General features: G+C 62.0%; 24 protein-coding genes. 15 read left to right on the top strand and 9 right to left on the bottom strand.

Features of this window, described 5'->3' with window-relative positions; translation table 11 throughout:
• Positions 1 to 9: 9 nt before the first annotated feature.
• Complete coding sequence (locus BM110_RS01845; RefSeq protein ID WP_093512166.1) at positions 10 to 2,274, bottom strand: putative bifunctional diguanylate cyclase/phosphodiesterase; 2,265 nt, start codon at positions 2,272 to 2,274, stop codon at positions 10 to 12.
• 139 nt (positions 2,275 to 2,413) lie between these two features.
• Positions 2,414 to 2,779 carry a YkgJ family cysteine cluster protein gene (locus BM110_RS01840; protein ID WP_071488855.1) on the bottom strand — a complete coding sequence of 122 codons (366 nt, stop codon included), beginning with the start codon at positions 2,777 to 2,779 and terminating at the stop codon, positions 2,414 to 2,416.
• Between the two features lie 251 nt (positions 2,780 to 3,030).
• Between BM110_RS01840 and BM110_RS01830 the strand changes: the two genes are divergently transcribed.
• On the top strand, positions 3,031 to 4,377 hold the full coding sequence (locus tag BM110_RS01830) for a spinster family MFS transporter (protein WP_093512164.1): 1,347 nt from the start codon (positions 3,031 to 3,033) through the stop codon (positions 4,375 to 4,377).
• A gap of 167 nt (positions 4,378 to 4,544) precedes the next feature.
• Here BM110_RS01830 and rapA read toward each other — a convergent pair whose 3' ends face one another.
• Positions 4,545 to 7,391: an RNA polymerase-associated protein RapA gene (gene rapA, locus BM110_RS01825; RefSeq protein ID WP_071488858.1), complete on the bottom strand. Its 2,847-nt coding sequence runs from the start codon at positions 7,389 to 7,391 to the stop codon at positions 4,545 to 4,547.
• A 220-nt stretch (positions 7,392 to 7,611) separates the two neighbouring features.
• On the opposite strand from rapA, the gene BM110_RS01820 reads away from it, so the two are divergent.
• On the top strand, positions 7,612 to 7,953 hold the full coding sequence (locus BM110_RS01820) for an aspartate-semialdehyde dehydrogenase (protein WP_092241258.1): 342 nt from the start codon (positions 7,612 to 7,614) through the stop codon (positions 7,951 to 7,953).
• On the opposite strand, the gene BM110_RS01815 is transcribed toward BM110_RS01820, so the two are convergent.
• From BM110_RS01815 to BM110_RS01805, 3 genes are all read right to left on the bottom strand, one after another.
• Complete coding sequence (locus BM110_RS01815) at positions 7,950 to 9,131, bottom strand: aminotransferase class V-fold PLP-dependent enzyme (RefSeq protein WP_093512161.1); 1,182 nt, start codon at positions 9,129 to 9,131, stop codon at positions 7,950 to 7,952. The genes BM110_RS01820 and BM110_RS01815 overlap by 4 nt on opposite strands.
• Positions 9,128 to 9,598, bottom strand: coding sequence for a RidA family protein (locus BM110_RS01810; protein ID WP_093512159.1), 471 nt, complete (start codon positions 9,596 to 9,598; stop codon positions 9,128 to 9,130). The genes BM110_RS01815 and BM110_RS01810 overlap by 4 nt, the downstream gene beginning before the upstream one ends.
• A gap of 90 nt (positions 9,599 to 9,688) precedes the next feature.
• Complete coding sequence (locus BM110_RS01805) at positions 9,689 to 10,555, bottom strand: LysR substrate-binding domain-containing protein (RefSeq protein WP_093119259.1); 867 nt, start codon at positions 10,553 to 10,555, stop codon at positions 9,689 to 9,691.
• A 130-nt stretch (positions 10,556 to 10,685) separates the two neighbouring features.
• Here BM110_RS01805 and BM110_RS29530 point away from each other — a divergent pair, with 130 nt between their 5' ends.
• Together BM110_RS29530 and ccoM are read left to right on the top strand one after the other, a co-directional pair.
• Positions 10,686 to 10,847, top strand: a complete 162-nt coding sequence (locus BM110_RS29530; RefSeq protein ID WP_017137225.1) for a hypothetical protein — start codon at positions 10,686 to 10,688, stop codon at positions 10,845 to 10,847.
• 143 nt (positions 10,848 to 10,990) lie between these two features.
• A complete protein-coding gene (gene ccoM / locus BM110_RS29990) occupies positions 10,991 to 11,107 on the top strand; it encodes a cytochrome c oxidase subunit CcoM (protein WP_010212341.1) in 117 nt (38 codons plus the stop codon).
• Between the two features lie 139 nt (positions 11,108 to 11,246).
• Here the strand turns inward: ccoM and BM110_RS01795 are convergent, their stop codons facing one another.
• Positions 11,247 to 12,722 (bottom strand): inorganic phosphate transporter, encoded by a 1,476-nt coding sequence (locus BM110_RS01795; protein WP_092241266.1) that lies wholly within the window; start codon positions 12,720 to 12,722, stop codon positions 11,247 to 11,249.
• A gap of 314 nt (positions 12,723 to 13,036) precedes the next feature.
• Entirely contained in the window at positions 13,037 to 13,237 is a 201-nt protein-coding gene (locus BM110_RS01790; protein ID WP_093512157.1) for a hypothetical protein, read from the bottom strand.
• A gap of 557 nt (positions 13,238 to 13,794) precedes the next feature.
• Here BM110_RS01790 and pcaR point away from each other — a divergent pair.
• From pcaR to pcaC, 11 genes are all read left to right on the top strand, one after another.
• On the top strand, positions 13,795 to 14,637 hold the full coding sequence (gene pcaR / locus BM110_RS01785; RefSeq protein WP_071488865.1) for a pca regulon transcriptional regulator PcaR: 843 nt from the start codon (positions 13,795 to 13,797) through the stop codon (positions 14,635 to 14,637).
• Between the two features lie 144 nt (positions 14,638 to 14,781).
• Positions 14,782 to 16,122 carry a 4-hydroxybenzoate transporter PcaK gene (locus BM110_RS01780; RefSeq protein WP_092241268.1) on the top strand — a complete coding sequence of 447 codons (1,341 nt, stop codon included), beginning with the start codon at positions 14,782 to 14,784 and terminating at the stop codon, positions 16,120 to 16,122.
• A 193-nt stretch (positions 16,123 to 16,315) separates the two neighbouring features.
• Positions 16,316 to 17,173: a CoA transferase subunit A gene (locus tag BM110_RS01775; protein WP_093512155.1), complete on the top strand. Its 858-nt coding sequence runs from the start codon at positions 16,316 to 16,318 to the stop codon at positions 17,171 to 17,173.
• Positions 17,173 to 17,952, top strand: a complete 780-nt coding sequence (locus BM110_RS01770) for a CoA-transferase subunit beta (RefSeq protein WP_092241272.1) — start codon at positions 17,173 to 17,175, stop codon at positions 17,950 to 17,952. Before BM110_RS01775 ends, BM110_RS01770 begins: the two co-directional genes overlap by 1 nt.
• Positions 17,949 to 19,151: a 3-oxoadipyl-CoA thiolase gene (gene pcaF / locus BM110_RS01765; RefSeq protein ID WP_170856036.1), complete on the top strand. Its 1,203-nt coding sequence runs from the start codon at positions 17,949 to 17,951 to the stop codon at positions 19,149 to 19,151. Before BM110_RS01770 ends, pcaF begins: the two co-directional genes overlap by 4 nt.
• 17 nt (positions 19,152 to 19,168) lie before the next feature.
• Positions 19,169 to 19,873, top strand: a complete 705-nt coding sequence (pcaH, locus tag BM110_RS01760) for a protocatechuate 3,4-dioxygenase subunit beta (protein ID WP_093512152.1) — start codon at positions 19,169 to 19,171, stop codon at positions 19,871 to 19,873.
• A 1-nt stretch (position 19,874) separates the two neighbouring features.
• Positions 19,875 to 20,441 carry a protocatechuate 3,4-dioxygenase subunit alpha gene (gene pcaG / locus BM110_RS01755; protein ID WP_092241279.1) on the top strand — a complete coding sequence of 189 codons (567 nt, stop codon included), beginning with the start codon at positions 19,875 to 19,877 and terminating at the stop codon, positions 20,439 to 20,441.
• 188 nt (positions 20,442 to 20,629) lie between these two features.
• A complete protein-coding gene (locus BM110_RS01750; protein ID WP_092241281.1) occupies positions 20,630 to 21,925 on the top strand; it encodes an MFS family transporter in 1,296 nt (431 codons plus the stop codon).
• Between the two features lie 10 nt (positions 21,926 to 21,935).
• Positions 21,936 to 23,291 (top strand): 3-carboxy-cis,cis-muconate cycloisomerase, encoded by a 1,356-nt coding sequence (locus BM110_RS01745; RefSeq protein WP_092241283.1) that lies wholly within the window; start codon positions 21,936 to 21,938, stop codon positions 23,289 to 23,291.
• Positions 23,292 to 23,301: 10 nt separating this feature from the next.
• Complete coding sequence (pcaD, locus tag BM110_RS01740) at positions 23,302 to 24,093, top strand: 3-oxoadipate enol-lactonase (protein WP_092241285.1); 792 nt, start codon at positions 23,302 to 23,304, stop codon at positions 24,091 to 24,093.
• Positions 24,094 to 24,103: 10 nt separating this feature from the next.
• Positions 24,104 to 24,496 (top strand): 4-carboxymuconolactone decarboxylase, encoded by a 393-nt coding sequence (gene pcaC / locus BM110_RS01735; RefSeq protein WP_028619276.1) that lies wholly within the window; start codon positions 24,104 to 24,106, stop codon positions 24,494 to 24,496.
• 3 nt (positions 24,497 to 24,499) lie between these two features.
• Here the strand turns inward: pcaC and BM110_RS01730 are convergent, their stop codons facing one another.
• Positions 24,500 to 25,399: a polysaccharide deacetylase family protein gene (locus BM110_RS01730; RefSeq protein ID WP_093512149.1), complete on the bottom strand. Its 900-nt coding sequence runs from the start codon at positions 25,397 to 25,399 to the stop codon at positions 24,500 to 24,502.
• Between the last annotated feature and the right edge of the window lie 31 nt (positions 25,400 to 25,430).

Raw genomic sequence — 25,430 nt, 5'->3', positions numbered from 1 at the left:
GATTCGGCGTCAGCGAATTGGCCTGACGATGGACGTGGACCCACCGCGACCCGGGGCAGGTTCCTTTGGTGCACTGATGTCTTTGGCGGCCAGCGTACTGGTTGTGTGTAGCGGGTTACGCATGTTGATGCCTTGCATCACACCAACGATGTCACTGGCCGGCACCGCCGGGCTCAGCAGGTAACCCTGGACGAAATCGCAGCCATGCTTGAGCAGCACCTCGAACTGGGCCTGGGTTTCCACGCCTTCGGTCACGACTTCCAGGTGCAGGGTATGGGCCATGCCGATAACCGCCTGGACAATCTCGATATCGGCGGTGGACCTGGGAATATCCTGGATAAACGAGCGGTCGATCTTCAACGTGTTGAGTGGCAGGCGCTTGAGGTAGGCAAGGGAAGAGTAGCCGGTACCAAAGTCGTCGATGGCCAGCGATACGCCCAGCGCGCGGATTTGCCGCAGTAACGCCAGGGTACTGCTGATGTTGCCCATCAGTGCATTTTCGGTGACTTCCAGTTCCAGGCGGTTCGCGCCGATGCCACTGAAGCGCAAGGCGTCTTCGATTTCGTCCGCCAGCTCGTCACGGGCCAGGTTCAGGGCCGAGCAGTTCACCGCCATGGTCAGATCGGTGTAGCCCCGGTCAGACAGCAGGCTCAGGTCATGACAGGCCTGGCGCAATACCCAGTGGTCCAGTTCGGCAATCAGCCCGTTGCTTTCTGCGATACCGATAAACCGGTCCGGCGCCAGCAACCCATGCTGGGGATGTTGCCAGCGCACCAAGGCTTCCAGGCGTGTGACCTTGCCGAGTTTCATGTCAAAGATCGGTTGATAGAACAACACCAGTTGGTTGCGGGTGCGCAGGGCGCTGCGCAGTTCTTCCTCCAGTTGCAGTTCGAGGAACGCGCGGGTCTTCAGGTTTGAACTGAAGAAATTCAGGTTGTTACGCCCGGCGTCCTTGGACTGGTACAGCGCCAGGTCGGCGGTTTTCAGCAGCTCTTCGCAGGTCAGGCCATCGTCGGGGAACAGGCTGATGCCAATACTGGTGGTCATCACCATGCGCCGGCCGGCCAGTTCGATGGGTTCTTTCATCTGCTGCATGATGCGTTGGGCCAGGTGCCGCGCTTCGTCGCGGTGGTGGATGCTGATCAGGATGCAGAATTCATCGCCGCCAAAGCGCGCCACTACATCCGCGTGGCTGCGTACCGAACCCTTGATATGCCCGGCCAGCACGGTGAGCAACTGGTCGCCGGCGTCATGCCCGAGGCTGTCATTGATGCGCTTGAAGTGGTCGATATCGAGGAAGATCACCGCCATCATGCCGTTGGACGCGGTTTTTTCGGCGAGCTTCTCCGCAAAGATCTGGTTGAAGCCGCGGCGATTGAGCAGGCTGGTGAGGGCGTCGTAATGCGCCACCTGTTGCAGCGATGCTCGGGCCTGGTCCAGTTCGCTGAGCAGGGCGTTGACCCGCCGCAGGTCGCGTTCCTTGTGCTGCAGTTTCTTGTCCGCCAGGGCGGCGCTGATGCTGCTGCCGATCACCAGCAGGGTGATGACGGCCACCGACAGGCCCAGTTGAATGGGGTTGTTATCCAGGGGTAACGAAAGGTCGGCCCCGGTGGGAACGATGAGTTGCATGGCCGCCATGCCGGTAAAGTGCATACTCAGGATCCCGGCGCCGAGTACCAGGCTGGCAGCGTACTTGAGCAGTTGATGGAACACACCGGCGCCGGTACGCAGGTAGCTCGACAGCAACAGCGCAGACAGGCTGGCACCGATGGCGATGCCCACCGAGGCCATGAACAGTCCGGACTCGAAATAGACCTGGGCCTGTGAGCGCATGGCAGACATGCCGACGTAGTGCATCAATGCGATGCCGATGCCCATCCACACCGACGCCAGCAGGTACTGGTGGAAACGCAGGTTGGAATGACTGAGGGTTTGCATGGCGAACAACGAGGCGACCAACGCAATCAACAGCGAAGCAAACGTCATCAATAATTCGTAGTGGATTGCGATGGGGGCCTGGAAGGCCAGCATGCTGATGAAATGGGTGGACCAGATCCCGCCTGCCAGGCAACCGGCGCCGAGCCAGCGCCAATGACGTCTGGCGGTAGCGTCCTCGACATGGCCGACACGTTCGGCCATGTCCAGCGTACCGAAGCCGGCCGCGCAAGCGACCAGATAGGCGAGCAGCACCAGGAAGGGGTTATGACTGCAATTGAGTAATAAGTGCCCGCTCTCTGGAAGCTCGGTAAAAAAATGCAGACCTAGCCATTCCATAGCATGTCCCGTCATAGAGTCACGTCACTGCCTGAGGCGATGACCTATGAGGTCGAGTATAGAAGCATAGGAGAATGCGCAAGGAGTAATGGCATTTTGCTTTGCTACGATTTTGGCATGCCGTCCATAGCGTTTGATGCTAAGCGCTGATCGGCAACGCCAGTTCCAAAGGCTGTTCCAGCGGTGCCAGGCCAAAGGCGGCACGGGCTGCATCACAATCGGCGTTGTGCACGCCCTCGTACCACGAGGACTCGAACTCGCGGCACACGCTTGAGCGCTGTTCGTAGATCGTGCAACGGGTGCCCTGGCCCACTTCGCCCTCAAGGCTGCAGCAGCGCGCGGGTTTCTGGTCGGTGCCGATCATTGCAACGCGGGTCGGGTTGATCTGCACCACCAGGTCATCGGGCACCGTGCCCCCCGACGAGGCGCACTCACCCCAGAAGAAAGACACACGAAAGTGTGAACAGCAGGCACCGCAATTCAGACACGGACTGGCTTCGGACATGGGCGTCATCAATAAGAAAAGTAGGTTGGGGATGCTACGGAAGGCTCGCCATTCTATCCGTGCCATGGCCGTTGGGAAGGGGGGCGCGCACTTATATTTTTGTGGGGAAAGTCCCGTGTTGCCGGGCGAAATCATGCCCTATCAGCTTTACGAATCATTACAGACAACCGGGCCCTGCCTGACTATGTTGCTGGTACCGGGCAGGATGCATCGGGCATCGCAGCTCTCATAACAATAAAAGAGACGGACCCATGCAGAACTCGACCCAAGCGGCGAATGCCTGGCGCATTCTGTTCCTGCTGTTCCTCGCCAACCTGTTCAACTTCTTCGACCGCACCATCCCGGCGATCATCATCGAGCCAATCCGCATGGAATGGCACCTGAGCGACTTTCAGCTCGGGATTATCGGCACCGCCTTCACCATCGTCTACGCGATTGCCGGGCTACCGCTCGGGCGGCTGGCCGACACCGGCTCACGCAGCAAACTGATGGGCTGGGGCCTGTTCGCCTGGAGCGGGCTGACGGCGGTCAATGGCCTGGTCGGCAGTTTCTGGACGTTTCTGCTGGTGCGCATGGGCATCGGTATTGGTGAGGCCAGCTATGCGCCGGCCGCCAACTCGCTGATTGGCGATCTGTTCCCGGCACACCGCCGTGCGCGGGCCATGGGGATTTTCATGCTGGGCCTGCCGTTGGGGTTGCTGCTGGCATTCTTCACCATCGGCTGGATGGTCAAGGCGTTCGACAGCTGGCGCGCTCCGTTCTTTATCGCCGCTGTGCCGGGGTTGATCCTGGCGGTGTTCATGTTCTATATCAAGGAGCCCAAGCGCGGCGCGGCAGAAACCGTGCAGGTTTCCCAGGAGCGTGTCGACCGCCCGATCCGTCGCGTGCTGGCGGTGCCGACCTTCCTGTGGCTGGTGTTGGCGGGGTTGTGCTTCAACTTCGCCACCTACGCCTGCAATTCGTTCCTGGTGCCGATGTTGCAGCGTTACTTCCTGATGCCCTTGCAGGACGCTGCGGTCGCCACCGGCGTGATCGTCGGCCTGACCGGCCTGGTGGGCCTGACCCTGGGCGGCTGGGTTGCCGACAAGATCCATCAGCGGGTCGCCAATGGCCGTCTCTTGTTTGCGGCGTTCAGTCTGATCATCTCTACCGTGACCACCGCGTGGGCTTTGCACGCCGGGCGCATCGAGATTGGTGTGTTCGTGGCGCTGTTCAGCGTGGGCTGGTTGTTTGCCTACAACTTCTACACCTGCGTGTACACAGCGATTCAGGACGTGGTCGAGCCGCGCCTGCGGGCCACGGCGATGGCGCTGTTCTTCGCAGGCTTGTATTTGCTGGGCGGCGGGATGGGGCCGATCGTGGTGGGTGGCTTATCTGACTACTTTGCCCATTCGGCGATGTATGCAGCGGGGGCGCACCAGATGACCGAGGCTTACAAGGCGGTGGGATTGCACGATGCCATGTACCTGATTCCGGTGGCGTTGTTCCTGACCATGCTGTTCCTGTTCCAGGCGTCGCGCAGTTTTGTGCGCGATTCCAAGCGGATGAAGGATGGGTTGGGGACGGTTGAGGTGCCGGCTGCTGCTGCAACGGCCTGATAGTGAGGTGACGCCATCGGGGGCAAGCCCCCTCCCACATTTGACGGTGCTGTCATGTCGATCACCGATCAGTTGTGGGAGGGGGCTTGCCCCGATGGGGCCTCCAAGGCCAATGAAAAAGACCCGCATTGCGCGGGTCTTTTTCATTTAACAGGGCAGGGCGGTGATCAACCCGCCACCAACACCCGAATTGCTTCCAACCGCAGCGCCGCCTTGTCCAGCATGGCCAAACCTTGCTCGCGCTGATTGCGCAGGGCCACCAGCTCACTGTCACGCACGGTCGGGTTGACCGCCTGCAACGCCGTCAGGCGCGCCAGTTCTTCGTCGGTGTCCGCCGCCAGGCGACGCTTGGCCTCGGCCACACGCTCGGCGTGGCGCGGAGTGATCTTCTCTTCACCGGCGTTGATCCGTGGCGTGAGTTGATCGCGCTGGGCCTGCACGAACTTGTTGGCGCTGGCGCGTGGCACGCTTTCCAACTGGTCGTTGAGGGTTTCGAACGACACGCGGCTGGACAGGTCGTTGCCGTTCGCATCCAACAGGCAGCGCAGGGCGGCCGGCGGCAGGTAACGGCCCAGTTGCAGGGAGCGCGGGGCAACCACTTCGCTGACGTAGAGCAGTTCCAGCAACACGGTGCCCGGCTTGAGCGCCTTGTTCTTGATCAGCGCCACGGCGGTGTTGCCCATGGAGCCGGACAGCACCAAGTCCATGCCGCCCTGCACCATCGGGTGTTCCCAGGTGATGAACTGCATGTCTTCACGGGACAGTGCCTGGTTACGGTCGTAGGTGATGGTCACCCCTTCGTCGTCGCCCAGGGGGAAGCTGGCGTCGAGCATTTTTTCGCTGGGCTTGAGGATCAGTGCGTTTTCCGAATGGTCTTCGCTGTCGATACCGAACGCGTCGAACAGGGTTTCCATGTAGATCGGCAGGGCGAACTGGTCGTCTTGCTCGAGGATGTCTTCGACCAGGGCATCACCTTCACCTGCGCCGCCGGAATTGAGTTCCAGCAGGCGGTCGCGACCGGTGTGCAGCTCTTCTTCCAGGCGCTCGCGCTCGGCACGGGCCTCGTCGATCAGGGCTTGCCACTCGCCGTCGTCGGCGTTTTCCAGCAGCGGCAGCAGGCGCGGGCCGAACTGATGCTGCAAGGCGTTGCCGGTCGGGCAGGTGTTGAGGAACGCGTTCAGCGCTTCGTGGTACCACTGGAACAGGCGCTCTTGCGGGCTGGTTTCCAGGTACGGCACGTGCAGTTCGATCACGTGTTTCTGGCCGATCCGGTCCAGGCGGCCGATGCGCTGTTCCAGCAGGTCGGGGTGGGACGGCAGGTCGAACAGCACCAGGTGATGGGAGAACTGGAAGTTGCGGCCTTCACTGCCGATTTCCGAGCAGATCAATACCTGGGCGCCAAACTCTTCATCGGCGAAGTAGGCGGCGGCGCGGTCACGCTCGAGGATGTTCATGCCCTCGTGGAACACCGTGGCCGGAATGCCGGAGCGTACGCGCAGGGCGTCTTCCAGGTCCATGGCAGTTTCGGCGTGGGCGCAGATCACCAGGACCTTGGTGCGCTTGAGCATTTTCAGCTGGTCGATCAGCCATTCGACCCGAGGGTCGAAGCGCCACCAGCGATTTTCTTCTTCGACGTCCGGCTGCGCCTGGAAGCTGACTTCGGGGTACAGCTCGGCGTGTTCGCCCAGCGGCAGCTCCAGGTATTCGTCCGGGTTCGGCAGCGGGTAGGCATGCAGCTTGCGCTCCGGGAAACCCTGCACGGCGGCGCGGGTGTTGCGGAACAGCACACGGCCGGTGCCGTGGCGGTCGAGCAGCTCACGCACCAGGCGCGCGCTGGCTTCGGTGTCGCCATCGTTGACGGCGGTGAGCAGGGCTTCACCTTCGTCGCCGAGGAAACCCTGGATGGTCTTGTGTGCGGCAGGGGACAGGCGACCCTTGTCCAGCAGCTCCTGCACGGCTTCGGCCACCGGGCGATAGTTCTCGCTCTCGGCGCGGAAGGCGGCGAGGTCATGGAAGCGGTTCGGGTCGAGCAGGCGCAGGCGCGCGAAGTGGCTGTCCTGGCCCAATTGCTCCGGGGTGGCGGTGAGCAGCAGCACGCCGGGAATCACTTCGGCCAGTTGCTCGACCAGCGCGTACTCGGGGCTGGCCTTGTCTTCATGCCACACCAGGTGGTGGGCTTCGTCGACCACCAGCAGGTCCCAGCCGGCGGCAAATAGCGCGTCCTGGGCCTTCTCGTCGTCGACCAGCCACTCCAGGGCGACCAACGCAAGCTGGGTGTCTTCGAACGGGTTGGTGGCATCGCTTTCGATAAAACGTTCTTCGTCGAACAGTGCCACCTGCAGGTTGAAACGGCGGCGCATTTCCACCAGCCATTGGTGCTGCAGGTTTTCCGGAACCAGGATCAACACGCGGTTGGCGCGGCCCGACAACAGTTGGCGATGGATCACCAGGCCGGCTTCGATGGTCTTGCCCAGGCCCACTTCGTCCGCCAGCAAGACCCGTGGCGCGATACGGTCGGCGACTTCACGGGCGATGTGCAGTTGGTGCGCGATAGGCTGCGCACGCACGCCACCCAGGCCCCACAACGAGGACTGCAACTGGCGGCTGGTGTGTTCCAGGGTGTGATAGCGCAGCGAGAACCAGGCCAGCGGGTCGATCTGCCCGGCGAACAGACGGTCGCTGGCCAGGCGGAACTGGATGAAGTTGGAGAGTTGGGTTTCCGGCAGGGTGACCTGCTCGTTCTGCCCATTGAGGCCGTGGTACACCAGCAGGCCGTCGACGTCGTCGACTTCCTGCACGGTCATTTTCCAGCCTTCGAAATGGGTGATGCTGTCGCCCGGCGAGAACCTCACGCGGGTGAGGGGCGCATTCCGTAGCGCATACTGACGAGTGTCGCCAGTGGCCGGATAGAGCACGGTCAACAAGCGCCCGTCCTGTGCCAGAACGGTGCCTAACCCCAGCTCTGCTTCGCTGTCACTAATCCAGCGTTGCCCCGGTTGATACTGCTGCGCCATGCTGCCTGACTCCCGCCGTGAAAAAGCCGACTATCTTAACGGAACAAGCCCCCACGCCCAAGGACTCTGACAAAAACTACTCCGTTTGCGTGGGGGGGCCGGAAACCGAATCGACGGGTGGCGGGCACTTGGGAGTGTCGACTGGGTCACAGGTTGGCGAGCCTGTGCTCAAGTCACCCTGCAACCCGCCGACAGCCTGTTGATCAGGAGAATAATCACTATGCTTCCACCCATGCTGCCCGTCAGCGTTGTGCCGGTCACGTCACAACTCGATCCGGTGCGCCAGAAGCCGGACATACCGCCCGTGGTGCCCGTCCAGCCGGGCTCCAACGAGAGCACCATCGACCTGAAAAAAGGCGATGCCGAGACGTCGACCTTTTTGCTGCGCGAAGAACAGCGCCGCCAGCAGGAACAGCAGAGACGCCGGCGTGAAGCCGATGAAGACCCGGAGCAGCACCTGGCCATTCCGGGCGATTTGTTGAATGCCGACAACACCGTGCCAGTGGCGCCGCTGATCGAAGATGCACCGCGCCAGGGCCTTTGGGTGGACGTCGAGGTTTAGTCGCGCAACTCACGCAGAGCCGCTATCAGCAGCTCGATATCATGCTCGTTGTTGAGCGGGCTCACCGAGATCCGCGCCACGCTCTCCAGGCCACGCGCCTGCATATCCAGCGGGGTGTAGGCCACGCCGTTGGCGCCGATATTGATGCGTTTCAAGCCCAGGCGCCGCTTGAGTTCAAAGGCATCCCAGCCGGCGAGGTTGAAGGCGATCAAGCCGGATTGGCAAGTGCCCAGGTCATGCAGGGTAATGCCCGCAATCCCACGCAACGCTTCACGGATTTGCGCGCTGGTCTGCGAAACCCTCTCCCAGGCGCGCTCGACCCCCAGCCGATTCATCTCCTGCAGCGCATTGCCCAGCCCGGCCAGCAAGGCGAAGGATGCCTCGCTGGTTTCAAAGCGCCGTGCGTCATTGCGCAGATCGAAACCCTGGGCGGTCCAGGGCGCCGAAAACACATCGCGTTGGGCCGGGTTCAGGCGCCCGAGGAAATCCGGCCGCACATACAACAGCGCCGTCCCGCGTGGACCGCGCAGGTGCTTTCTTCCGGCGGACTTGAGCACATCGCACTGCAATGCTTGTACGTCCACCGGCACCTGGCCGACGGCCTGGCCGGCGTCGATGAAGTAGGGGATGGCGTGACGCCTGGCCAGGTCACCGATGGCCTGGGCGGGGTTGATCAGGCCGCCGTTGGCCGGGAGCCACGTAAGGTCGATCAGCTTTACCCTGGCATCGAGCATCGACTCCAACGCCACCGGGCAGACCGCGCCGCTTGCATCGCAGGGGATGACTTCCACGCGGGCACCCGCTTGCACCGCCAGTTCCATGCTGGCCAGGTTGCCGCCCCATTCGTGACGGCCTACCAGAATGCGGTCGCCGGGTTGCCAGGGGCCCAGGGCCTGGAACGCCAGGCTCCAGGCGGTCGAACCACTGCTGGCAAACGCGATGGATGAGGCAGGAGCGTTGAGCAGTTGTGCGGCGGCGCGGCGGGCTCTTTCCACCAGCACGGCGCCATGTTCGCCGGCTTCCATCGGGCCGTCGCGAGCCTCCCGTTGCAGTTGTTCGAAGATCGCGTCGAGGGTTGCCTGGCTGGGCAGCGAGGCGCCGGCATGGTTGAAGTGCACGATGCCGGACTGGCAGCCGGGCGTGTCATCCCGCAGGTGCTGGACTTCAAGCGGGCTCATGGGTGCAGCTCGAAAATCGCATCAACCTCCACGGCCACACCGGCCGGCAGGCTGGACACGCCGACGGCGGTGCGCACATGTCGGCCTTTTTCGCCAAGCGCATTGACCAGCAGGTTGGAGGCACCGTTGGCCACCACGCTCTGTTGCGTGAAGTCGCCGCTGCTGGCGATGAATACTCCCAGGCGCACGGTGCGCACCAGGCGCGACAGGTCATCGCCGAGGGCATTGCTCAACTGCACCAGCAGGCCCAGCGCAGCGAGTTCCGCTGCTTGTGCACCTTCTGCATCGCTGAGCGACTCGCCCAACCGGCCCACATAGGCGGGTTTACCATCCACCAGTGGGATTTGCCCGGAGACGAACAGGTGATTCTGGCTGACCACGTGGTTGATGTAGTTGGCGATCGGCTGGCTGGGGGTTGGCAGCGTGAGGCCAAGGGCTTGCACGCGTTGGTGGAGGGAGTCGCTCATGATGAATCCTCTTGGGTCGGGAGGCTTCAGCATGTTGGCTGTATCGAGGCGCGACAAACGGATAGATCTCACGCGATGTATCGAAAAAACTCACGTATCGGTGCAGGCTTCCCTCAGCCATTGGCTGAAACACGCGGCGGCTTCGCTGGTGGTGCCTTGAGGTGCGATCAACCAGTAGCCGATGTCGCTGTGATAGGGCGGCCAATCGAAGGCTTCCACCAGGCTGCCGTCCTGCAGCCTGCGCTCGATCAGGCGATGACGGCCCATGGCGATGCCCTGGCCGGCCACGGCGGCTTCGACCACGATGTTGTAGTCGTGCAGCATCACGCGGGGGTGGTGACCGAGGTCGACCTGATAGTGCTCGGACCAGTCGGTCCATTCAAAGGGGCGGTGCGAAGTGGCCATCAGCAATGGGCTGTCTTGCGTTGCCTTGAACGTCGGGCTGCACACCGGCGAGATGATTTCCGGCATCAGTCGCGTGGCCTGCACATCGGGCCAGTCGCCTTTGCCATAACGGATGGCCAGGTCGACCTCCGCACCTGCCACGTCTGCCAGTTGAATGGCCGGCAACAATTCCACCTGGATATGTGGGTAGCGATTGAGGAAGCCTGCCAGGCGGGGCGCCAGCCACAGGGTCGCAAAGGAGGCCAGCAAGCCGATGCGCAGCACGGTGGCGCTGGGGGTGACCCGTTGGGCGCGTGTGGCGGCGGCGATGGCATCGAGGGCTGGGCGGATTTCGTCGTAGTACTGTTGGCCGTCGGTGGTCAGATCGATCGCACGGGTGCGTCGGATAAACAAGGGTTTGCCCAGGTGCTGCTCAAGCTTTTGCACCTGATGGCTCAGCGCGCTCTGAGTCACTGACAACTCGCTGGCGGCCTTGATAAAACTCAAGTGCCGCGCCACGGCTTCGAAGGCGCGCAGCGCCAGCAGCGGCGGAAGGTCCTTGTGCAGTGCCACCTGGGTGAATCTCCTGGTTCGGGAAAACAGCGATTTTGTGCGATGACCTGCCTTTTGTCGCCCGCTGATTTGCCGTTGAGCGGGGGAGGCCGCATTATTGGGTCATTCCCTCCACGACGTAAGCCAAGCCATGAGTGAAGACGACAAGCTGATCGACCTGAATGCCGAGCGCGCCAAGCGCGTTCACGACCTCAATGACAAACGCCTGAATGAAGTCCGCCAGGCATTTGAACAGGCAATGCCACTCGGCAAAGTTAAAAAGAAACCGAAGAACAAGCCAAAAAAGCGTTGAAAGTACCTGCATCCATTGATGCAGGTCAGTTATTGCCCTTCTTTACGCCCCGTCGCGGGCGACATTGATCCCCGTCAATTTTCCAATCCGCCTTCTCCATTAACTTAGCCCTATCGCAACAGGGCAAGCGCAGGAGGCCGGTCATGTTTATCGATAATGTGGTGTTCGCCGGAGTGCTGACGGTAAGCCTGATGGTGATGTTTTTTGTAGGGTTTGGAATTTTTATCTGGAAAGACGCGAACAAGCGGAAAAAACCATAGTTTTTCCAGGTTACATGAGCACGCAAGGCATTTTGGGCGACTTCGGTCGCCCTTTTTTTGCGCCTGAATTAACCCAATAGTGATCATAAAAAAAGGTGCGACCCTCGCGGATCGCACCTTTTTTATCGCAGGCGGCTTATCAGCTGCCCAGCGCCTTGGAAGCCAACCAGAACAACCCGGCCGACAGGGCCACGGTTGCCGGCAGGGTCAGTACCCAGGCCATCAGGATGGTCTTCACGGTGCCGCCCTGCAGGCCGCTTTTGTTGGCGACCATGGTACCGGCCACGCCCGACGACAGCACGTGGGTAGTCGACACCGGCAGCGCGAAGATGTTGGCAAAGCCAATCATGGTCGCGGTGGTGATCTGTGCCGACATGCCCTGGGCATAGGTCATGCCTTGCTTGCCGATCTTCTCGCCGATGGTCAGTACCACACGCTTCCAGCCCACCATGGTGCCCAGGCCCAAGGCCAGTGCGACGGCAAGGATCACCCAGAACGGGGCGTATTCGGTAGTGGCGGTCAGGTCTTTGCGCAGTTTGTCGAGGTCGGATTTCTCACGGGCATCCAGGCCTGGCAGCTTGCCGACTTTCTTTGCGGTGTCGTCCAGGCAGAGCAGATAGCGGCGCACTTCAATACGCTGGTCCGCCGTCAGCGCGTGATAGTCGGACACGCCTTTGAGTGTGTCGACCAGCGCGTTGATGGTCGGCTCGGTCTGCTGTGGATTGCACTGGAACTTACCAGGCAGGTCGTTCTGCACGCTTTTGCCCAGGGCCAGGAACTCGCCGAGCGTGGCGTTGTTACGCTGGTAGAACTGGCTCAAATGCACGGTGGCGTCGCGGGTCCGTTCGATCTGGTAGGTGGTGCTGCCCAGGTCGAGCACGAACTGCGCCGGCACGATACCGATCAGCACCAGCATGATCAGGCCGATACCCTTCTGGCCGTCGTTGGAGCCGTGCACGAAACTCACGGCCATGGCGGAAATCACCAGCACCAGGCGGTTCCAGAACGGCGGGTGTTTCTTGTCATCGAGCTTGCGGCGCTGGTCCGGGGTCTTGTGCATCTTGGACAGCGGACGCCACCACTTCAGGCCGATCAGCACCAGGGCTGCAACCAGGAAGCCGGCCATCGGCGAGAACACCAGCGAAGCGCCGATATCCACGGCTTTCTGCCAGTTCACACCGTCAGCCAGGGGAATGTCGTTGATCAGGGCGTTGGCCAGGCCGACCCCGAGGATCGAGCCGATCAGGGTGTGGGAGCTGGAGGCCGGGATACCGAAGTACCAGGTGCCCAGGTTCCAGGTGATCGCCGCCGCCAATAAAGAGAAGACCATCGCCAGGCCATGGCCGGTGTTCACATTGATCAGCAACTCCACCGGCAACAAGTGCACGATGGCGTAGGCGACACCGACACCACCGAGCAACACGCCGAGGAAGTTGAACACCCCGGAGAAGAACACGGCCAGGTGCGGCGGCATGGCTTTGGTATAGATGACTGTGGCCACCGCGTTAGCGGTGTCATGAAAGCCATTGATGAACTCGAAGGCGAGGACAAAGGCCAGGGCGAGCAACAGGCTCACGAGAACCCAAGCATCCAGTCCGCTGAATAAATCGATCATGAAGGTTTTCTGACCCGGTCGTAAGGGGGCGCGATTATGCCAGAAAACCTCAGTAATCGATGCACTAGCTGCTCATCGGTATCAATCTTCCCTGAAAAAAATCCCGGAAAGGGCGTGCATCCCAGGGTTTTCGGGGCTTGGGCAAGTCTTTGATTTATATGGCAGAGGGCGCCAGAAGCGGGGGATTGTCACAAAAACGTCACGACTGAAACATTTGTATGAAATTTTACCGTTCTTGGTAGGGTGCAAGATTTCTGGATGATGGCTGAGTGCCATCAACCTGAGCCATGACCTTGAGGCTCAAACCGAATCGCCTAGGGCTTTTCGGTTTTGAGTTCCTGTTCAATCTTTTGGATTTCCTGTGCAAAGGCCTGGTCAAGCAGGCTGGCGCGCTTGCGCCATGGTTTGCGCTCAGGTTCAGGCTGGGCGGCGTAGGTGGTGACTTCCCCGCCGTAAACGTCCTTGTAACGTTGCTCCTGGCGCTCAAGTTCCGCGCGCAGTTCATCTTTCGTCACATCGTTACCTAATTGAGTTGAGTGTCAATACGTTGCAGCGTTATGCCGGAATGCGCCCTCAGGGTGTTTCAAGTCGAACCGCCATAGCGTTCAAGTTTGAAACAGACATGGGTGAACACTGCTAGTGCCGTCATTCAAGGCAGGTAGTTGCTATCGACGATGCACGGCCTGTGCATCATGCGGCCAGCTCCGTTGCCGATAATGAAACCGGATGGACCAGTACACAGGGTGCATTATAGCGGCGCATTTGAATAACACTATCGGTATAAAGTTAAAAACCGTCAACTTTGTATGAGTGTTTTGTTACACGCGCCTATTGGTAATTGCACACATTCGGGTGTCATGAATCCATCCAAACTTCAAACGTTAATAAGAGGCCTCGTTTTTTTTCAATCCGTCGTGGGTGAAGGGGGAGGTTGCGAGCAAATTGCGATAATCGAATGATCGTCCGATAATCGCACAATGTTGTCGGCCCTGCCTTGTACATCTCGGCTGACGCAGCTTGTAATAGTGGCCAATCCTCCCCTGCGGTTGACAATAAGACAAAGGATCTCGACATGAACGATCAATTGCGCAACTCTTTCGCGTCAGTGGCGCCGCCGATCGTTGCGTCCCCGGCCAAGCGTATCCAGGCGTTTACCGGTGATCCGGACTTCATGACCTCCCTGGCCCGTGGCCTGGCCGTGGTGCAGGCGTTCCAGGAGCGCAAGCGCCACCTCACCATCGCCCAGATCAGCCACCGCACCGAAATCCCTCGCGCCGCCGTGCGCCGTTGCCTGCACACCTTGATCAAGCTCGGCTACGCGACTACCGATGGGCGTACCTATTCGCTGTTGCCCAAAGTCCTGACCCTGGGCCATGCCTATCTGTCGTCCACGCCACTGGCGGTGTCCGCCCAGCCTTATCTGGACCGCATGAGCGAGCAACTCCACGAAGCCTGCAACATGGCGACCCTCGAAGGCGACGACATTCTCTACATCGCCCGTTCGGCCACCACCCAGCGCCTGATTTCGGTGGACCTGTCGGTGGGCGGACGGCTGCCGGCCTACTGCACCTCCATGGGCCGCATCTTGCTCGCGGCGCTGGATGACGCCTCGCTGCAGGATTATCTCGACCACGCCGACCTGCAGACCAAGACCAGCCGCACCCTGACCACGCCCGCCGCGCTGTTCGACTGCCTGCAACAGGTGCGTCAGCAAGGCTGGTGCATTGTCGACCAGGAACTGGAGCAGGGCCTGCGCTCCATCGCGGTGCCGGTGTATGACGCCTCGGGCCAGGTGCTGGCCGCGCTGAACGTCAGCACCCACGCCGGCCGTGTCAGCCGCAGCGAGCTGGAGCAGCGCTTCCTGCCGAGCATGCTCAGTGCCAGCCGCGAGTTGAGTGCGCAGCTGTTTGCCTAAGCTGTTCGGTGACCGCACAGATCCCGGTTGGGTCGATTGCGCTGTTTTCCCTGGCTTATTACTGTGCGACAGCGCTCCAGGGAGCGCTCAATAATAACGACGACCCAAGGTCGTCAGCCCGCCATCGGTGTGGAAATAAAAACAATGAATCAGCCCTCTGTCGGTACTTCCTTGGACGTGCAGTCCTTTATCAACACCCAGCCACTGTCCCGTTACCAGTGGCGCGTGGTGATCCTGTGTTTCCTGATTGTTTTCCTGGATGGCCTCGACACTGCCGCCATGGGCTTTATCGCGCCGGCGCTTTCCCAGGATTGGGGCATCGACCGCGCCAGCCTCGGTCCGGTGATGAGCGCCGCGTTGATCGGCATGGTCTTCGGCGCGCTCGGCTCCGGCCCGCTGGCGGATCGCTTCGGGCGCAAAGTGGTGCTGGTGGGCGCGGTGCTGGTGTTTGGTGCATTCAGCCTGGCGTCGGCCTACAGCAGCAACGTCGATCAACTGCTGGTGCTGCGCTTCCTGACCGGGCTCGGCCTGGGCGCCGGCATGCCGAATGCCACCACGCTGTTGTCCGAATACACCCCTGAGCGCCACAAGTCGTTGCTGGTGACCAGCATGTTCTGTGGCTTCAACCTGGGCATGGCCGGTGGCGGGTTTATCTCGGCCAAGCTGATCCCGGCATTCGGTTGGCACAGCCTGCTGCTGATCGGCGGCATCCTGCCGTTGATCCTGGCGCTGGTGTTGCTGGTATGGCTGCCGGAATCGGCGCGCTACCTGGTGGTGCGCAATCGGGGGACCGACAAGGTGCGCAAAACCTTGTCGCCCATTGAGCCGAACATCGTCGCCCAAGCCAGCAGTTTCAGTGTGCCCGAGCAAAAAACCGTCAAGGCGCGCAACGTGTTTGCGGTGATCTTCTCCGGCACCTACAGCGCCGGTACGTTGTTGCTGTGGCTCACCTACTTCATGGGCCTGGTGATCGTGTACCTGCTCACCAGCTGGCTGCCGACCCTGATGCGCGACAGCGGCGCGAGCATGGAGCAGGCCGCGTTTATCGGCGCGTTGTTCCAGTTCGGTGGTGTGTTGAGCGCGGTGGGCGTGGGCTGGGCGATGGACCGGTTCAATCCGCACAAGGTCATCGGCACGTTCTACCTGCTGGCCGGGGTGTTTGCCTACGCGGTAGGGCAGAGTCTGGGCAGTATCACCTTACTGGCGACCCTGGTGCTGATTGCCGGGATGTGTGTCAACGGTGCGCAATCGGCGATGCCGTCCCTGGCCGCACGTTTCTACCCCACTCAAGGCCGTGCCACGGGCGTGTCGTGGATGCTCGGCATCGGCCGTTTCGGCGCGATCCTCGGCGCGTGGATGGGCGCGACGTTGCTGGGCCTGGGCTGGAACTTCGAGCAAGTGCTCACCGCCCTGGTGATCCCCGCCGCATTGGCCACCACGGCCGTGGTGATCAAAGGCATGGTCAGCCACGCCGACGCGACCTGAGACCTGTGGGAGGGGGCAAGCCCACTCCCACAGTTATCGAGTTTTGCTTAATGCTTAGCCAAGCAACAATCTGTTCGATAATCGAACGCTGAGTCGATTATCGGATTGTTTGGCCCATTTCCCCGGCTTAATCTTCAAGCACTTCGGCGCCACCTCAGCGCCTTTTTCGATCCACACCGGGAGCCCGAACCCCATGGCTGAAATCCTCGCGCTGCGTGACGCGGTGAAGCAATTTGTGAACGACGGCGACACCGTCGCCCTCGAAGGCTTCACCCATCTGATCCCTACGGCAGCGGGTCATGAATTCATTCGTCAGGGCAAGAAAGACCTGACGCTGGTGCGTATGACGCCTGACCTGATCTACGACCAGTTGATCGGTGCCGGCTGTGCCCGCAAGTTGATTTTCTCCTGGGGCGGCAACCCCGGCGTGGGTTCCCTGCATCGCTTGCGCGACGCGGTCGAGAAGCAATGGCCGCAACCGCTGGAAATCGAAGAACACAGCCACGCCGACCTGGCCAATGCCTACGTCGCCGGTGCGTCGGGCCTGCCATTCGCGGTGTTGCGTGCCTACGCTGGTTCCGACCTGCCCAAGGTCAACCCGCTGATCAAGACCGTGACCTGCCCATTCACCGGCGAAGTGCTGGCGGCGGTGCCGTCGGTGCGACCGGACGTCACCGTGATCCACGCGCAAAAAGCCGACCGCAAGGGCAATGTGTTGCTGTGGGGCATCCTCGGTGTGCAGAAGGAAGCGGCCCTGGCGGCCAAGCGCTGCATCGTCACCGTCGAAGAAATCGTCGATGACTTGAATGCACCGATGAACAGCTGCGTCTTGCCGACCTGGGCCCTGACGGCGGTGTGCCATGTACCTGGTGGCGCACACCCGTCCTACGCGCATGGTTACAACGAGCGCGATAACCGCTTCTACCAGGCGTGGGACCCGATCGCCCGCGACCGCGGGACCTTTACCGCCTGGATCAACGAATACATCCACGGCACCGCCGACTTCACCGAATTCCAGGCCAGGCTGGCCACCGCGCAGGAGGCCAAGTAATGGCTTACTCGACCAATGAAATGATGACCGTTGCCGCCGCGCGCCGCCTCAAGAACGGCTCCGTGTGCTTCGTTGGCATCGGCTTGCCGTCCAAGGCGGCCAACCTGGCGCGCCTGACGTCGTCGCCAGATGTGGTGCTGATCTACGAGTCCGGCCCGATTGGCGCCAAGCCATCGGTACTGCCACTGTCCATCGGTGATGGCGAACTGGCGGAAACCGCCGACACCGTGGTGCCGACCGGCGAGATCTTCCGCTACTGGCTGCAGGGCGGGCGCATCGACGTGGGCTTCCTCGGCGCCGCCCAGGTCGACCGCTTCGGCAACATCAACACCACCGTGGTGGGTGACTACCACCAGCCCAAAGTGCGCCTGCCGGGTGCCGGTGGCGCGCCGGAGATCGCCGGTTCGGCCAAGAGCGTGCTGATCATCCTCAAGCAGTCGGCGCGTTCGTTTGTCGACCAGCTGGACTTCATCACCTCGGTCGGCCACGGCGAAGGCGGCGACTCGCGCAAGCGCCTGGGCCTGCCGGGCGCAGGGCCTGTAGGGATCATTACCGACCTGTGCATCATGGAGCCGGAAGCCGGTACAAATGAGTTCGTAGTCACCGCGCTGCATCCGGGCGTGACCCGCGAGCAAGTGGTGGCCGCCACCGGTTGGGCGATTCGGTTTGCCGAGCAGGTCGACACCACCGCCGAACCCACTGATGTAGAGCTGACCGCCCTGCGTGACCTTGAAGCACGCACCGCGGCCGCCCATGGCCAAGCACCGGGAGAAGCCTGATGCGCGATGTATTTATCTGTGACGCCATTCGTACCCCCATCGGCCGTTTTGGCGGTGGCCTGTCCACCGTGCGGGCTGATGACCTGGCGGCGCTGCCGATCAAGGCCTTGATCGAGCGCAACCCGTCGGTGGATTGGACGGCAGTCGATGAGGTCTTCCTCGGCTGCGCCAACCAGGCCGGTGAAGACAACCGCAACGTGGCGCGCATGGCGCTGTTGCTGGCGGGCTTGCCGGAAAGCATTCCGGGCGTGACCCTCAACCGTTTGTGCGCCTCGGGGATGGACGCGATTGGCACCGCTTTCCGTGCAATTGCCAGCGGCGAAATGGAGCTGGCGATTGCCGGCGGCGTCGAGTCGATGTCCCGCGCGCCGTTCGTGATGGGCAAGGCCGACGCGGCGTTCTCGCGCAACATGAAGCTGGAAGACACCACCATCGGCTGGCGTTTTATCAACCCGTTGATGAAAGAGCAGTACGGCGTGGATGCGATGCCACAGACCGCCGATAACGTCGCCGACGATTACAAGGTGTCCCGTGCCGACCAGGACGCCTTTGCCCTGCGCAGCCAGCAACGCACTGCCGCCGCGCAAGCCGCCGGTTTCTTCGCCGAAGAAATCGTGCCGGTGCGGGTCGCCCATAAAAAAGGCGAAACCGTGGTAGAGCAGGACGAGCATCCACGGGACACCACCCTGGAAGCCCTGGCCAAACTCAAGCCAGTCAATGGCCCCGACAAGACCGTTACCGCCGGCAATGCATCGGGTGTGAATGACGGTGCGGCGGCGCTGATCCTGGCTTCCGCCGAAGCGGTCAAGAAACATGGCCTGACCGCTCGCGCTCGCGTATTGGGCATGGCCAGCGCTGGTGTCGCGCCACGGGTGATGGGCATCGGCCCGGTGCCGGCCGTGCGCAAACTGGTCGAGCGCCTTGGCTTGGCCGTCACCGACTTTGACGTGATCGAACTCAACGAGGCCTTCGCCAGCCAAGGCCTGGCCGTCTTGCGTGAGCTGGGCATTGCCGACGACGCACCCCAGGTCAACCCGAACGGCGGCGCCATTGCCCTTGGCCATCCGCTGGGCATGAGCGGCGCGCGGCTGGTGCTGACGGCGCTGCATCAGCTTGAAAAAACCGGCGGCCGCAAAGGCCTGGCGACCATGTGCGTGGGCGTCGGCCAAGGCCTGGCCCTGGCGATTGAACGCATCTAACAAGAGAGGATTGCTCCATGAGTGAAAAGCCCGGATACCGGCGCCCGCAAGCGGGCACTCAACCGGATTACCTGCACCCGGCCTACCAGTCGACGAACCTGCGTTCGCCGTCGCAGCCCTTGGTGTTCCTGCCCCATTCCTTGTCGGAAATCACCGGCCCGACCATCGGCGCCGAGCGGGTCAACCCGAAGGACAATGACCTCACCGCCCAGCATGAAGGCGAGCCCCAAGGCGAACGCATCATCATTCACGGCCGCGTGCTCGACGAAAACGGCTTGCCGGTGCCGGGCATCCTCGTGGAAATCTGGCAGGCCAACGCCGCCGGCCGCTACAACCATAAGCGCGACCTGCACGACGCACCGCTGGACCCGAACTTCACCGGCACCGGCCGCACGGTCACCGACGCCGACGGCTGGTACCAGTTCCAGACCATCAAGCCCGGCGCGTATCCCTGGGGCAATCACCACAACGCGTGGCGCCCGGCGCATGTCCACTTTTCGCTGTTCGGCCCTAGCGTGCTGACGCGCCTGGTCACGCAGATGTATTTCCCTGGAGACCCGCTGCTGGAATACGACCCGATCTACAACTGCGTGCCGGACACCTCGGCCAAGGAACGCTTGATCGCCCGTTTCGACCTGGAAAAAACCATTCCTTCCTATGCCCTCGGCTACCGCTGGGACATCGTCCTGCGCGGCCGCGACGCCACGCCGATGGAGAAATGAGATGACACTCAATGCGACCACGTCCCACACCGTCGGGCCGTATTACCACATCGGCCTGACCTGGCTGAACCGTGAAGACCTCACCGTGGCTGCCACCCTTGGCGAGCGCGTGGCGATCAGCGGGCAGGTGGTGGATGGCAATGGTGATGTCGTCAACGACGCCATGCTCGAAGTCTGGCAGGCCAATGCCGCCGGCAAGTACGATCACCCGGAGGATGAGCAGGACAAGGCACTGGACCCGAACTTCGAAGGTTTCGGCCGGGTGCCGGTGGATGCCGAAGGGCGGTTCCGCTTTACCACCATCAAGCCGGGCGCCGTACCGGGACTGAAGGGCACCACCCAGGCGCCGCACCTGGTGGTGCTGGTGTTTGCCCGTGGGTTGGTGAAGCACTTGCTCACGCGGATTTATTTCGAGGGCGAGGCGCTGAATGGGCAGGACCCGTTGCTGGCGTGTGTGCCCTCGGAGCGTCGTGGCACCTTGATCGCCCGGCAGGATGCGGCGGGGGTGTATCAGTGGAATGTGATTTTGCAGGGGACGGATAAGGAAACGGTGTTCTTCGATTATTGAGTGGTTTTTCCGGGCCCCATCGGGGGCAAGCCCCCTCCCACATTTGATAGGCGGTGCGGTCAACATGTGGGAGGGGGCTTGCCCCCGATGGGGCCGGTTCAGGCACCACCTACCCAAAAGTCTTCTTGCGGAACATGGTTGTTGCAAAGTATGTCTAGGCTATAACCGTTCCCACTGAGTGAAACCACATGACAACAACAACGAGTCACTACACCGGAGAAGAACGCAGCAAACGGATTTTTGCGATTGTCGGGGCATCCTCCGGCAACCTCGTCGAATGGTTCGACTTCTACGTCTACGCCTTCTGTGCCATTTACTTTGCCCCGGCGTTTTTCCCGTCGGACAACCCTACCGTCCAGTTGGTCAATACGGCGGGGGTATTCGCCGCCGGTTTCCTGATGCGCCCCATCGGCGGCTGGCTGTTTGGCCGGGTGGCTGACAAGCATGGCCGTAAGAACTCAATGATGATTTCGGTGCTGATGATGTGCGCCGGCTCCCTGGTCATCGCCTTTTTGCCGACCTACAACGACATCGGCGTCTGGGCGCCGATCCTGCTGCTGATTGCGCGACTGTTCCAAGGCTTGTCCGTGGGTGGCGAGTACGGCACTACCGCGACTTACATGAGTGAGGTGGCTCTCAAGGGCCAGCGCGGGTTCTTTGCGTCCTTCCAGTACGTGACCCTCATCGGCGGCCAGTTGCTGGCGGTGCTGGTGGTGGTGATCCTGCAGCAGTTTCTTACCGAAGAAGAACTGCGCGCCTGGGGCTGGCGGATTCCATTCGTGATCGGCGCCATTGCGGCGGTGATCTCCCTGTTGCTGCGGCGCACGTTGAAAGAAACCACCAGCAAGGAAACCCGCGAAGACAAGGACGCCGGCAGCATTGCCGCGCTGTTTCGCGATCACAAGGCCGCGTTCATCACGGTGCTGGGTTACACCGCCGGCGGCTCGCTGATTTTCTATACCTTCACCACCTACATGCAGAAGTACCTGGTGAACACGGTGGGCATGCACGCCAAGACGTCCAGCTACATCATGACCGGTGCGTTGTTCCTCTACATGTGCATGCAGCCGGTGTTCGGCATGTTGGCGGACAAGATCGGCCGGCGTAACTCGATGTTGTGGTTTGCGGGCCTCGGCACGCTGTTCACCGTGCCCATCCTGCTCACCCTGAAAACCGTCAGCAGCCCTTTCCTGGCCTTTGTGCTGATTACCCTAGCTTTGGCAATTGTCAGCTTCTACACCTCCATCAGTGGCCTGGTCAAAGCGGAGATGTTCCCGCCTCAGGTGCGCGCCTTGGGCGTGGGCCTGGCCTATGCGGTGGCCAATGCGATTTTCGGCGGCTCGGCGGAATTCGTCGCCCTGAGTCTGAAATCCATCGGCATGGAGAACAGTTTCTATTGGTATGTGACGGCGATGATGGCCATCGCTTTCCTGTTCAGCCTGCGTCTGCCGAAACAGGCGGCGTACCTGCACCACGATCTATAAGGGACGCGTTATGACACTGCGCACGAGCAATCAATTGTTCGACGCTTACTTCACGGCGGACAGCATGGCCGAGGTGTTCTGCGACAGCGGACGCCTGCAGGGCATGCTGGATTTCGAAGCCGGATTGGCCCGGGCCCAGGCCCGGGTCGGGTTGATTCCCCAGGCCGCTGTCGCACCGATTGCCCAGGCCTGCCTGGCGTCGCTGTACGACGTGGATGCCCTCGGCGTGGCGATTGCCACGGCGGGGAATTCGGCGATCCCGCTGGTGAAGGCGCTGGGCAAGCTGATTGCCAGTGAAGACGCCGGGGCCGAACGTTATGTGCATTTGGGCGCGACCAGCCAGGACGTGATGGACACTGGCCTGGTGTTGCAACTGCGCCGGGCGCTGGCGTTGATCGAAAGCGACCTGGCGCGCCTGGGCGACATCCTGGCCGCCCAGGCCCAGCGTTACGCAGCCGTGCCCTTGGCCGGCCGCACCTGGTTGCAACATGCGACGCCGGTCACCCTGGGGATGAAGATCGCCGGTTGGCTGGGGGCGGTGACGCGCAGTCGACAACGGTTGGCGCAGTTGAAGCCGCGCTTGCTGGTGCTTCAGTTCGGCGGTGCCTCCGGAACCCTGGCCGCACTGGGCGAACAGGCGATGCCGGTGGCTGAAGCTTTGGCAGACGAGCTGCAACTGACCCTGCCCGAACAACCCTGGCACACTCAGCGGGATCGACTGGTAGAGTTCGCCGCCGTGCTTGGCCTGATCGCCGGCAGCCTGGGCAAACTGGGCCGCGATATCAGCCTGTTGATGCAGACCGAAGCGGCGGAGGTGTTCGAGCCGTCGGCACCGGGCAAGGGTGGCTCGTCCACCATGCCGCACAAGCGCAACCCGGTGGGCGCGGCCGTGCTGATCGGCGCCGCCACCCGCGTGCCGGGGCTGGTATCGACGATGTTCAGCGCCATGCCCCAGGAGCACGAACGCAGCCTGGGCCTGTGGCATGCCGAATGGGAAACCCTGCCCGAGATTTGCCGCCTGGTTTCCGGCGCGCTGCAACAGGCGCTGCTGGTGAGCGAAGGGTTGGAAGTCGACCCCGAGCGCATGGGCAAAAACCTCGACCTGACCCAAGGCCTGGTGCTGGCCGAAGCCGTCAGCAGCGTGCTCGCCCAACGCCTGGGCCGGGAAACGGCGCACCACTTGCTGGAACACTGCTGCAAGCGTGCCGTTACCGAGCAACGGCATTTGCGTGCGGTACTGGCGGATGAGCCGCAAGTCACCGCCGAGCTGTCGGCGGCCGAACTGGACCGCCTGCTCGACCCGGCCCACTACCTGGGCCAGGCCTGCACCTGGGTCGCCCGCGCCGTAGCCGAACACTTTGCTTGAGGAGACCACCGTGGCATTTGTACAACTCGCCGAAGGCGACCTGCATTACCAACTGGACGGGCCTGTGGATGCGCCTGTGCTGGTGTTGTCCAACTCACTGGGCACCGACCTGCATATGTGGGACATCCAGATCGCGGCCTTCACCCAGCACTTTCGCGTGCTGCGTTTCGACACCCGTGGCCATGGCAAATCCCTGGTCACCCCGGGGCCGTACAGCATCGAACAGCTCGGCCGCGACGTGATCGCGCTGCTGGATGCGCTGGATATCCAACGCGCGCATTTCTGCGGTTTGTCCATGGGCGGCCTGATCGGCCAATGGCTGGGGATCAACACGGGCGAGCGCCTGAACCGCCTGGTGGTATGCAACACCGCCGCCAGGATCGGCACGCCCGAGGTGTGGAACCCTCGCATCGAGATGGTGTTGCGTGACGGCGCAGCGGCGATGGTGGCGCTGCGCGATGCGTCCATCGCACGCTGGTTCACGGCTGATTTCGCAGCCGCCAACCCGCACCAGGCCAAGCAGATTACCGACATGCTCGCGGCGACCTCGCCTGAAGGTTACGCCGCCAATTGCGCGGCGGTGCGCGATGCGGATTTTCGTGAGCAACTGGCCTTGATCAAGGTGCCGACGTTAGTGATTGCCGGCACCGACGATGCGGTCACCCCACCGGCTGGCGGTCACTTTATCCAGAACCATGTGCGGGGCGCCGAGTACGCCGAGTTCTATGCGGCGCACCTGTCCAATGTGCAGGCCGGCGCTGCGTTCAGCGACTGCGTAATCGAATTCCTGCTGGCCCGCTGAGGAGCTGTTTGTGGACGAGAAACAACGTTACGCCGAAGGCCTGCAAGTGCGCCGCGAAGTGCTGGGCGATGCCCATGTCGACCGCAGCCTCAATGCCCTGACCGAGTTCAACAGCGAGTTCCAGGAAATGATCACCCGCCACGCCTGGGGTGATATCTGGACCCGCCCCGGCCTGCCACGGCATACCCGCAGCCTGATCACCATCGCGATGCTGATCGGCATGAACCGCAGTGAAGAACTCAAGCTGCACCTGCGTGCCGCCGCCAGCAATGGCGTGACCCGCGCCGAGATCAAGGAAGTGCTGATGCAGAGCGCGATCTACTGCGGGATTCCGGCGGCGAACGCCACTTTTCATCTGGCCGAGTCGGTGTGGGATGAGTTGGGGGTTGAGTCGCGGGAATAGGGGTCAGTGGGAATCGGCATCCCACACCCAATTCCACACGCCCGGCAGACGCACCGGTTCATTCACGTCCTTCACCGTGCGTGCCAGCGCCGCACGTTGCAGGGCGGCCGTGTCGGTGTAGAACGGTTCAGCGGCGGTCTTCATACCGGTCATCCGTGCACTGTCCAGCAGGATCTGCAAGTACTCCTGCATATGCCGCGCGGTGTAGCGGTTGATGTCGTGGAAGGTCACTACCACAGGGATCACGCCATCCACCGTCGGCAACTCGCCCAACGCAATGTGTTCGCGCACCACCGACAGTTGCCGATACAAATTGGCCCGGCGCCGTGGGCTGCCGTTGAAGCCCCAGATCTTGCCGTCATTGGCACTCAAATCCGTGAGCAGCACCTGCATGCCGTGACGCTGGTAGGCGGCGAAGGTGCGGCGGTCGTAATTCCAGAACGGCGGGCGGACCAGCACCGGCGGGTTGCCGGTGATCGACGCAATGTCAGCGGCACCTTGGGTAAGGGTGCGTTCCAGTTCGGCGTCGTTCAGCCAGCGATGGTTGGTATGAAACGCCGTAGCGGTGTGGAAGGCGAGGATGTGACCCGCCGCATACTCGCGCTGCATGGTCTTGCGGCCTCGTGAGCTGCCCCCGGAGCGTGAGGCTTCGGTTTGCAGGAAGAACACCGCCTTGATCCCCGGCAGTACCGGGTTTTGTGCCAGGTCAGCCACCACTGAGCGGCTCGGGTTGTTGTAGCCCGATGCGCTGGGGCCGTCATCGAAGGTCAGCAGAAAACGGATCGGCGCCTGGCCTTGCAGGCGTTGCTCGGTCTGGGGTGTCAGGGCGACAGGTGCGCCAATACAGCCGCTGAGGCTCAGGGCCAGGGCAAGCACGGCGGATGCGATGGCGAAGGGTTTCATGATGGGCGCGGGCTCGAATAGGAGGCCACTG

It is taken from the genome of Pseudomonas sp. NFPP28 (genome assembly GCF_900115535.1).
GTDB lineage: Bacteria > Pseudomonadota > Gammaproteobacteria > Pseudomonadales > Pseudomonadaceae > Aquipseudomonas > Aquipseudomonas extremorientalis.
Note: the sequence above shows the minus strand (reverse complement) of the source record. Positions and strands in the feature narration are given on the sequence as shown.

What these genes read in the sequence shown, in the direction of transcription:
- BM110_RS01845 (WP_093512166.1), bottom strand. Translation starts at nt 2,274, where the DNA reads ATGGAATGGCTAGGTCTGCATTTTTTTACCGAGCTTCCAGAGAGCGGG.
- BM110_RS01840 (WP_071488855.1), bottom strand. Translation starts at nt 2,779, where the DNA reads ATGTCCGAAGCCAGTCCGTGTCTGAATTGCGGTGCCTGCTGTTCACAC.
- BM110_RS01830 (WP_093512164.1), top strand. Translation starts at nt 3,031, where the DNA reads ATGCAGAACTCGACCCAAGCGGCGAATGCCTGGCGCATTCTGTTCCTG.
- rapA (WP_071488858.1), bottom strand. Translation starts at nt 7,391, where the DNA reads ATGGCGCAGCAGTATCAACCGGGGCAACGCTGGATTAGTGACAGCGAA.
- BM110_RS01820 (WP_092241258.1), top strand. Translation starts at nt 7,612, where the DNA reads ATGCTTCCACCCATGCTGCCCGTCAGCGTTGTGCCGGTCACGTCACAA.
- BM110_RS01815 (WP_093512161.1), bottom strand. Translation starts at nt 9,131, where the DNA reads ATGAGCCCGCTTGAAGTCCAGCACCTGCGGGATGACACGCCCGGCTGC.
- BM110_RS01810 (WP_093512159.1), bottom strand. Translation starts at nt 9,598, where the DNA reads ATGAGCGACTCCCTCCACCAACGCGTGCAAGCCCTTGGCCTCACGCTG.
- BM110_RS29530 (WP_017137225.1), top strand. Translation starts at nt 10,686, where the DNA reads ATGAGTGAAGACGACAAGCTGATCGACCTGAATGCCGAGCGCGCCAAG.
- ccoM (WP_010212341.1), top strand. Translation starts at nt 10,991, where the DNA reads ATGTTTATCGATAATGTGGTGTTCGCCGGAGTGCTGACGGTAAGCCTG.
- BM110_RS01795 (WP_092241266.1), bottom strand. Translation starts at nt 12,722, where the DNA reads ATGATCGATTTATTCAGCGGACTGGATGCTTGGGTTCTCGTGAGCCTG.
- pcaR (WP_071488865.1), top strand. Translation starts at nt 13,795, where the DNA reads ATGAACGATCAATTGCGCAACTCTTTCGCGTCAGTGGCGCCGCCGATC.
- BM110_RS01780 (WP_092241268.1), top strand. Translation starts at nt 14,782, where the DNA reads ATGAATCAGCCCTCTGTCGGTACTTCCTTGGACGTGCAGTCCTTTATC.
- BM110_RS01775 (WP_093512155.1), top strand. Translation starts at nt 16,316, where the DNA reads ATGGCTGAAATCCTCGCGCTGCGTGACGCGGTGAAGCAATTTGTGAAC.
- BM110_RS01770 (WP_092241272.1), top strand. Translation starts at nt 17,173, where the DNA reads ATGGCTTACTCGACCAATGAAATGATGACCGTTGCCGCCGCGCGCCGC.
- pcaH (WP_093512152.1), top strand. Translation starts at nt 19,169, where the DNA reads ATGAGTGAAAAGCCCGGATACCGGCGCCCGCAAGCGGGCACTCAACCG.
- pcaG (WP_092241279.1), top strand. Translation starts at nt 19,875, where the DNA reads ATGACACTCAATGCGACCACGTCCCACACCGTCGGGCCGTATTACCAC.
- BM110_RS01750 (WP_092241281.1), top strand. Translation starts at nt 20,630, where the DNA reads ATGACAACAACAACGAGTCACTACACCGGAGAAGAACGCAGCAAACGG.
- BM110_RS01745 (WP_092241283.1), top strand. Translation starts at nt 21,936, where the DNA reads ATGACACTGCGCACGAGCAATCAATTGTTCGACGCTTACTTCACGGCG.
- BM110_RS01730 (WP_093512149.1), bottom strand. Translation starts at nt 25,399, where the DNA reads ATGAAACCCTTCGCCATCGCATCCGCCGTGCTTGCCCTGGCCCTGAGC.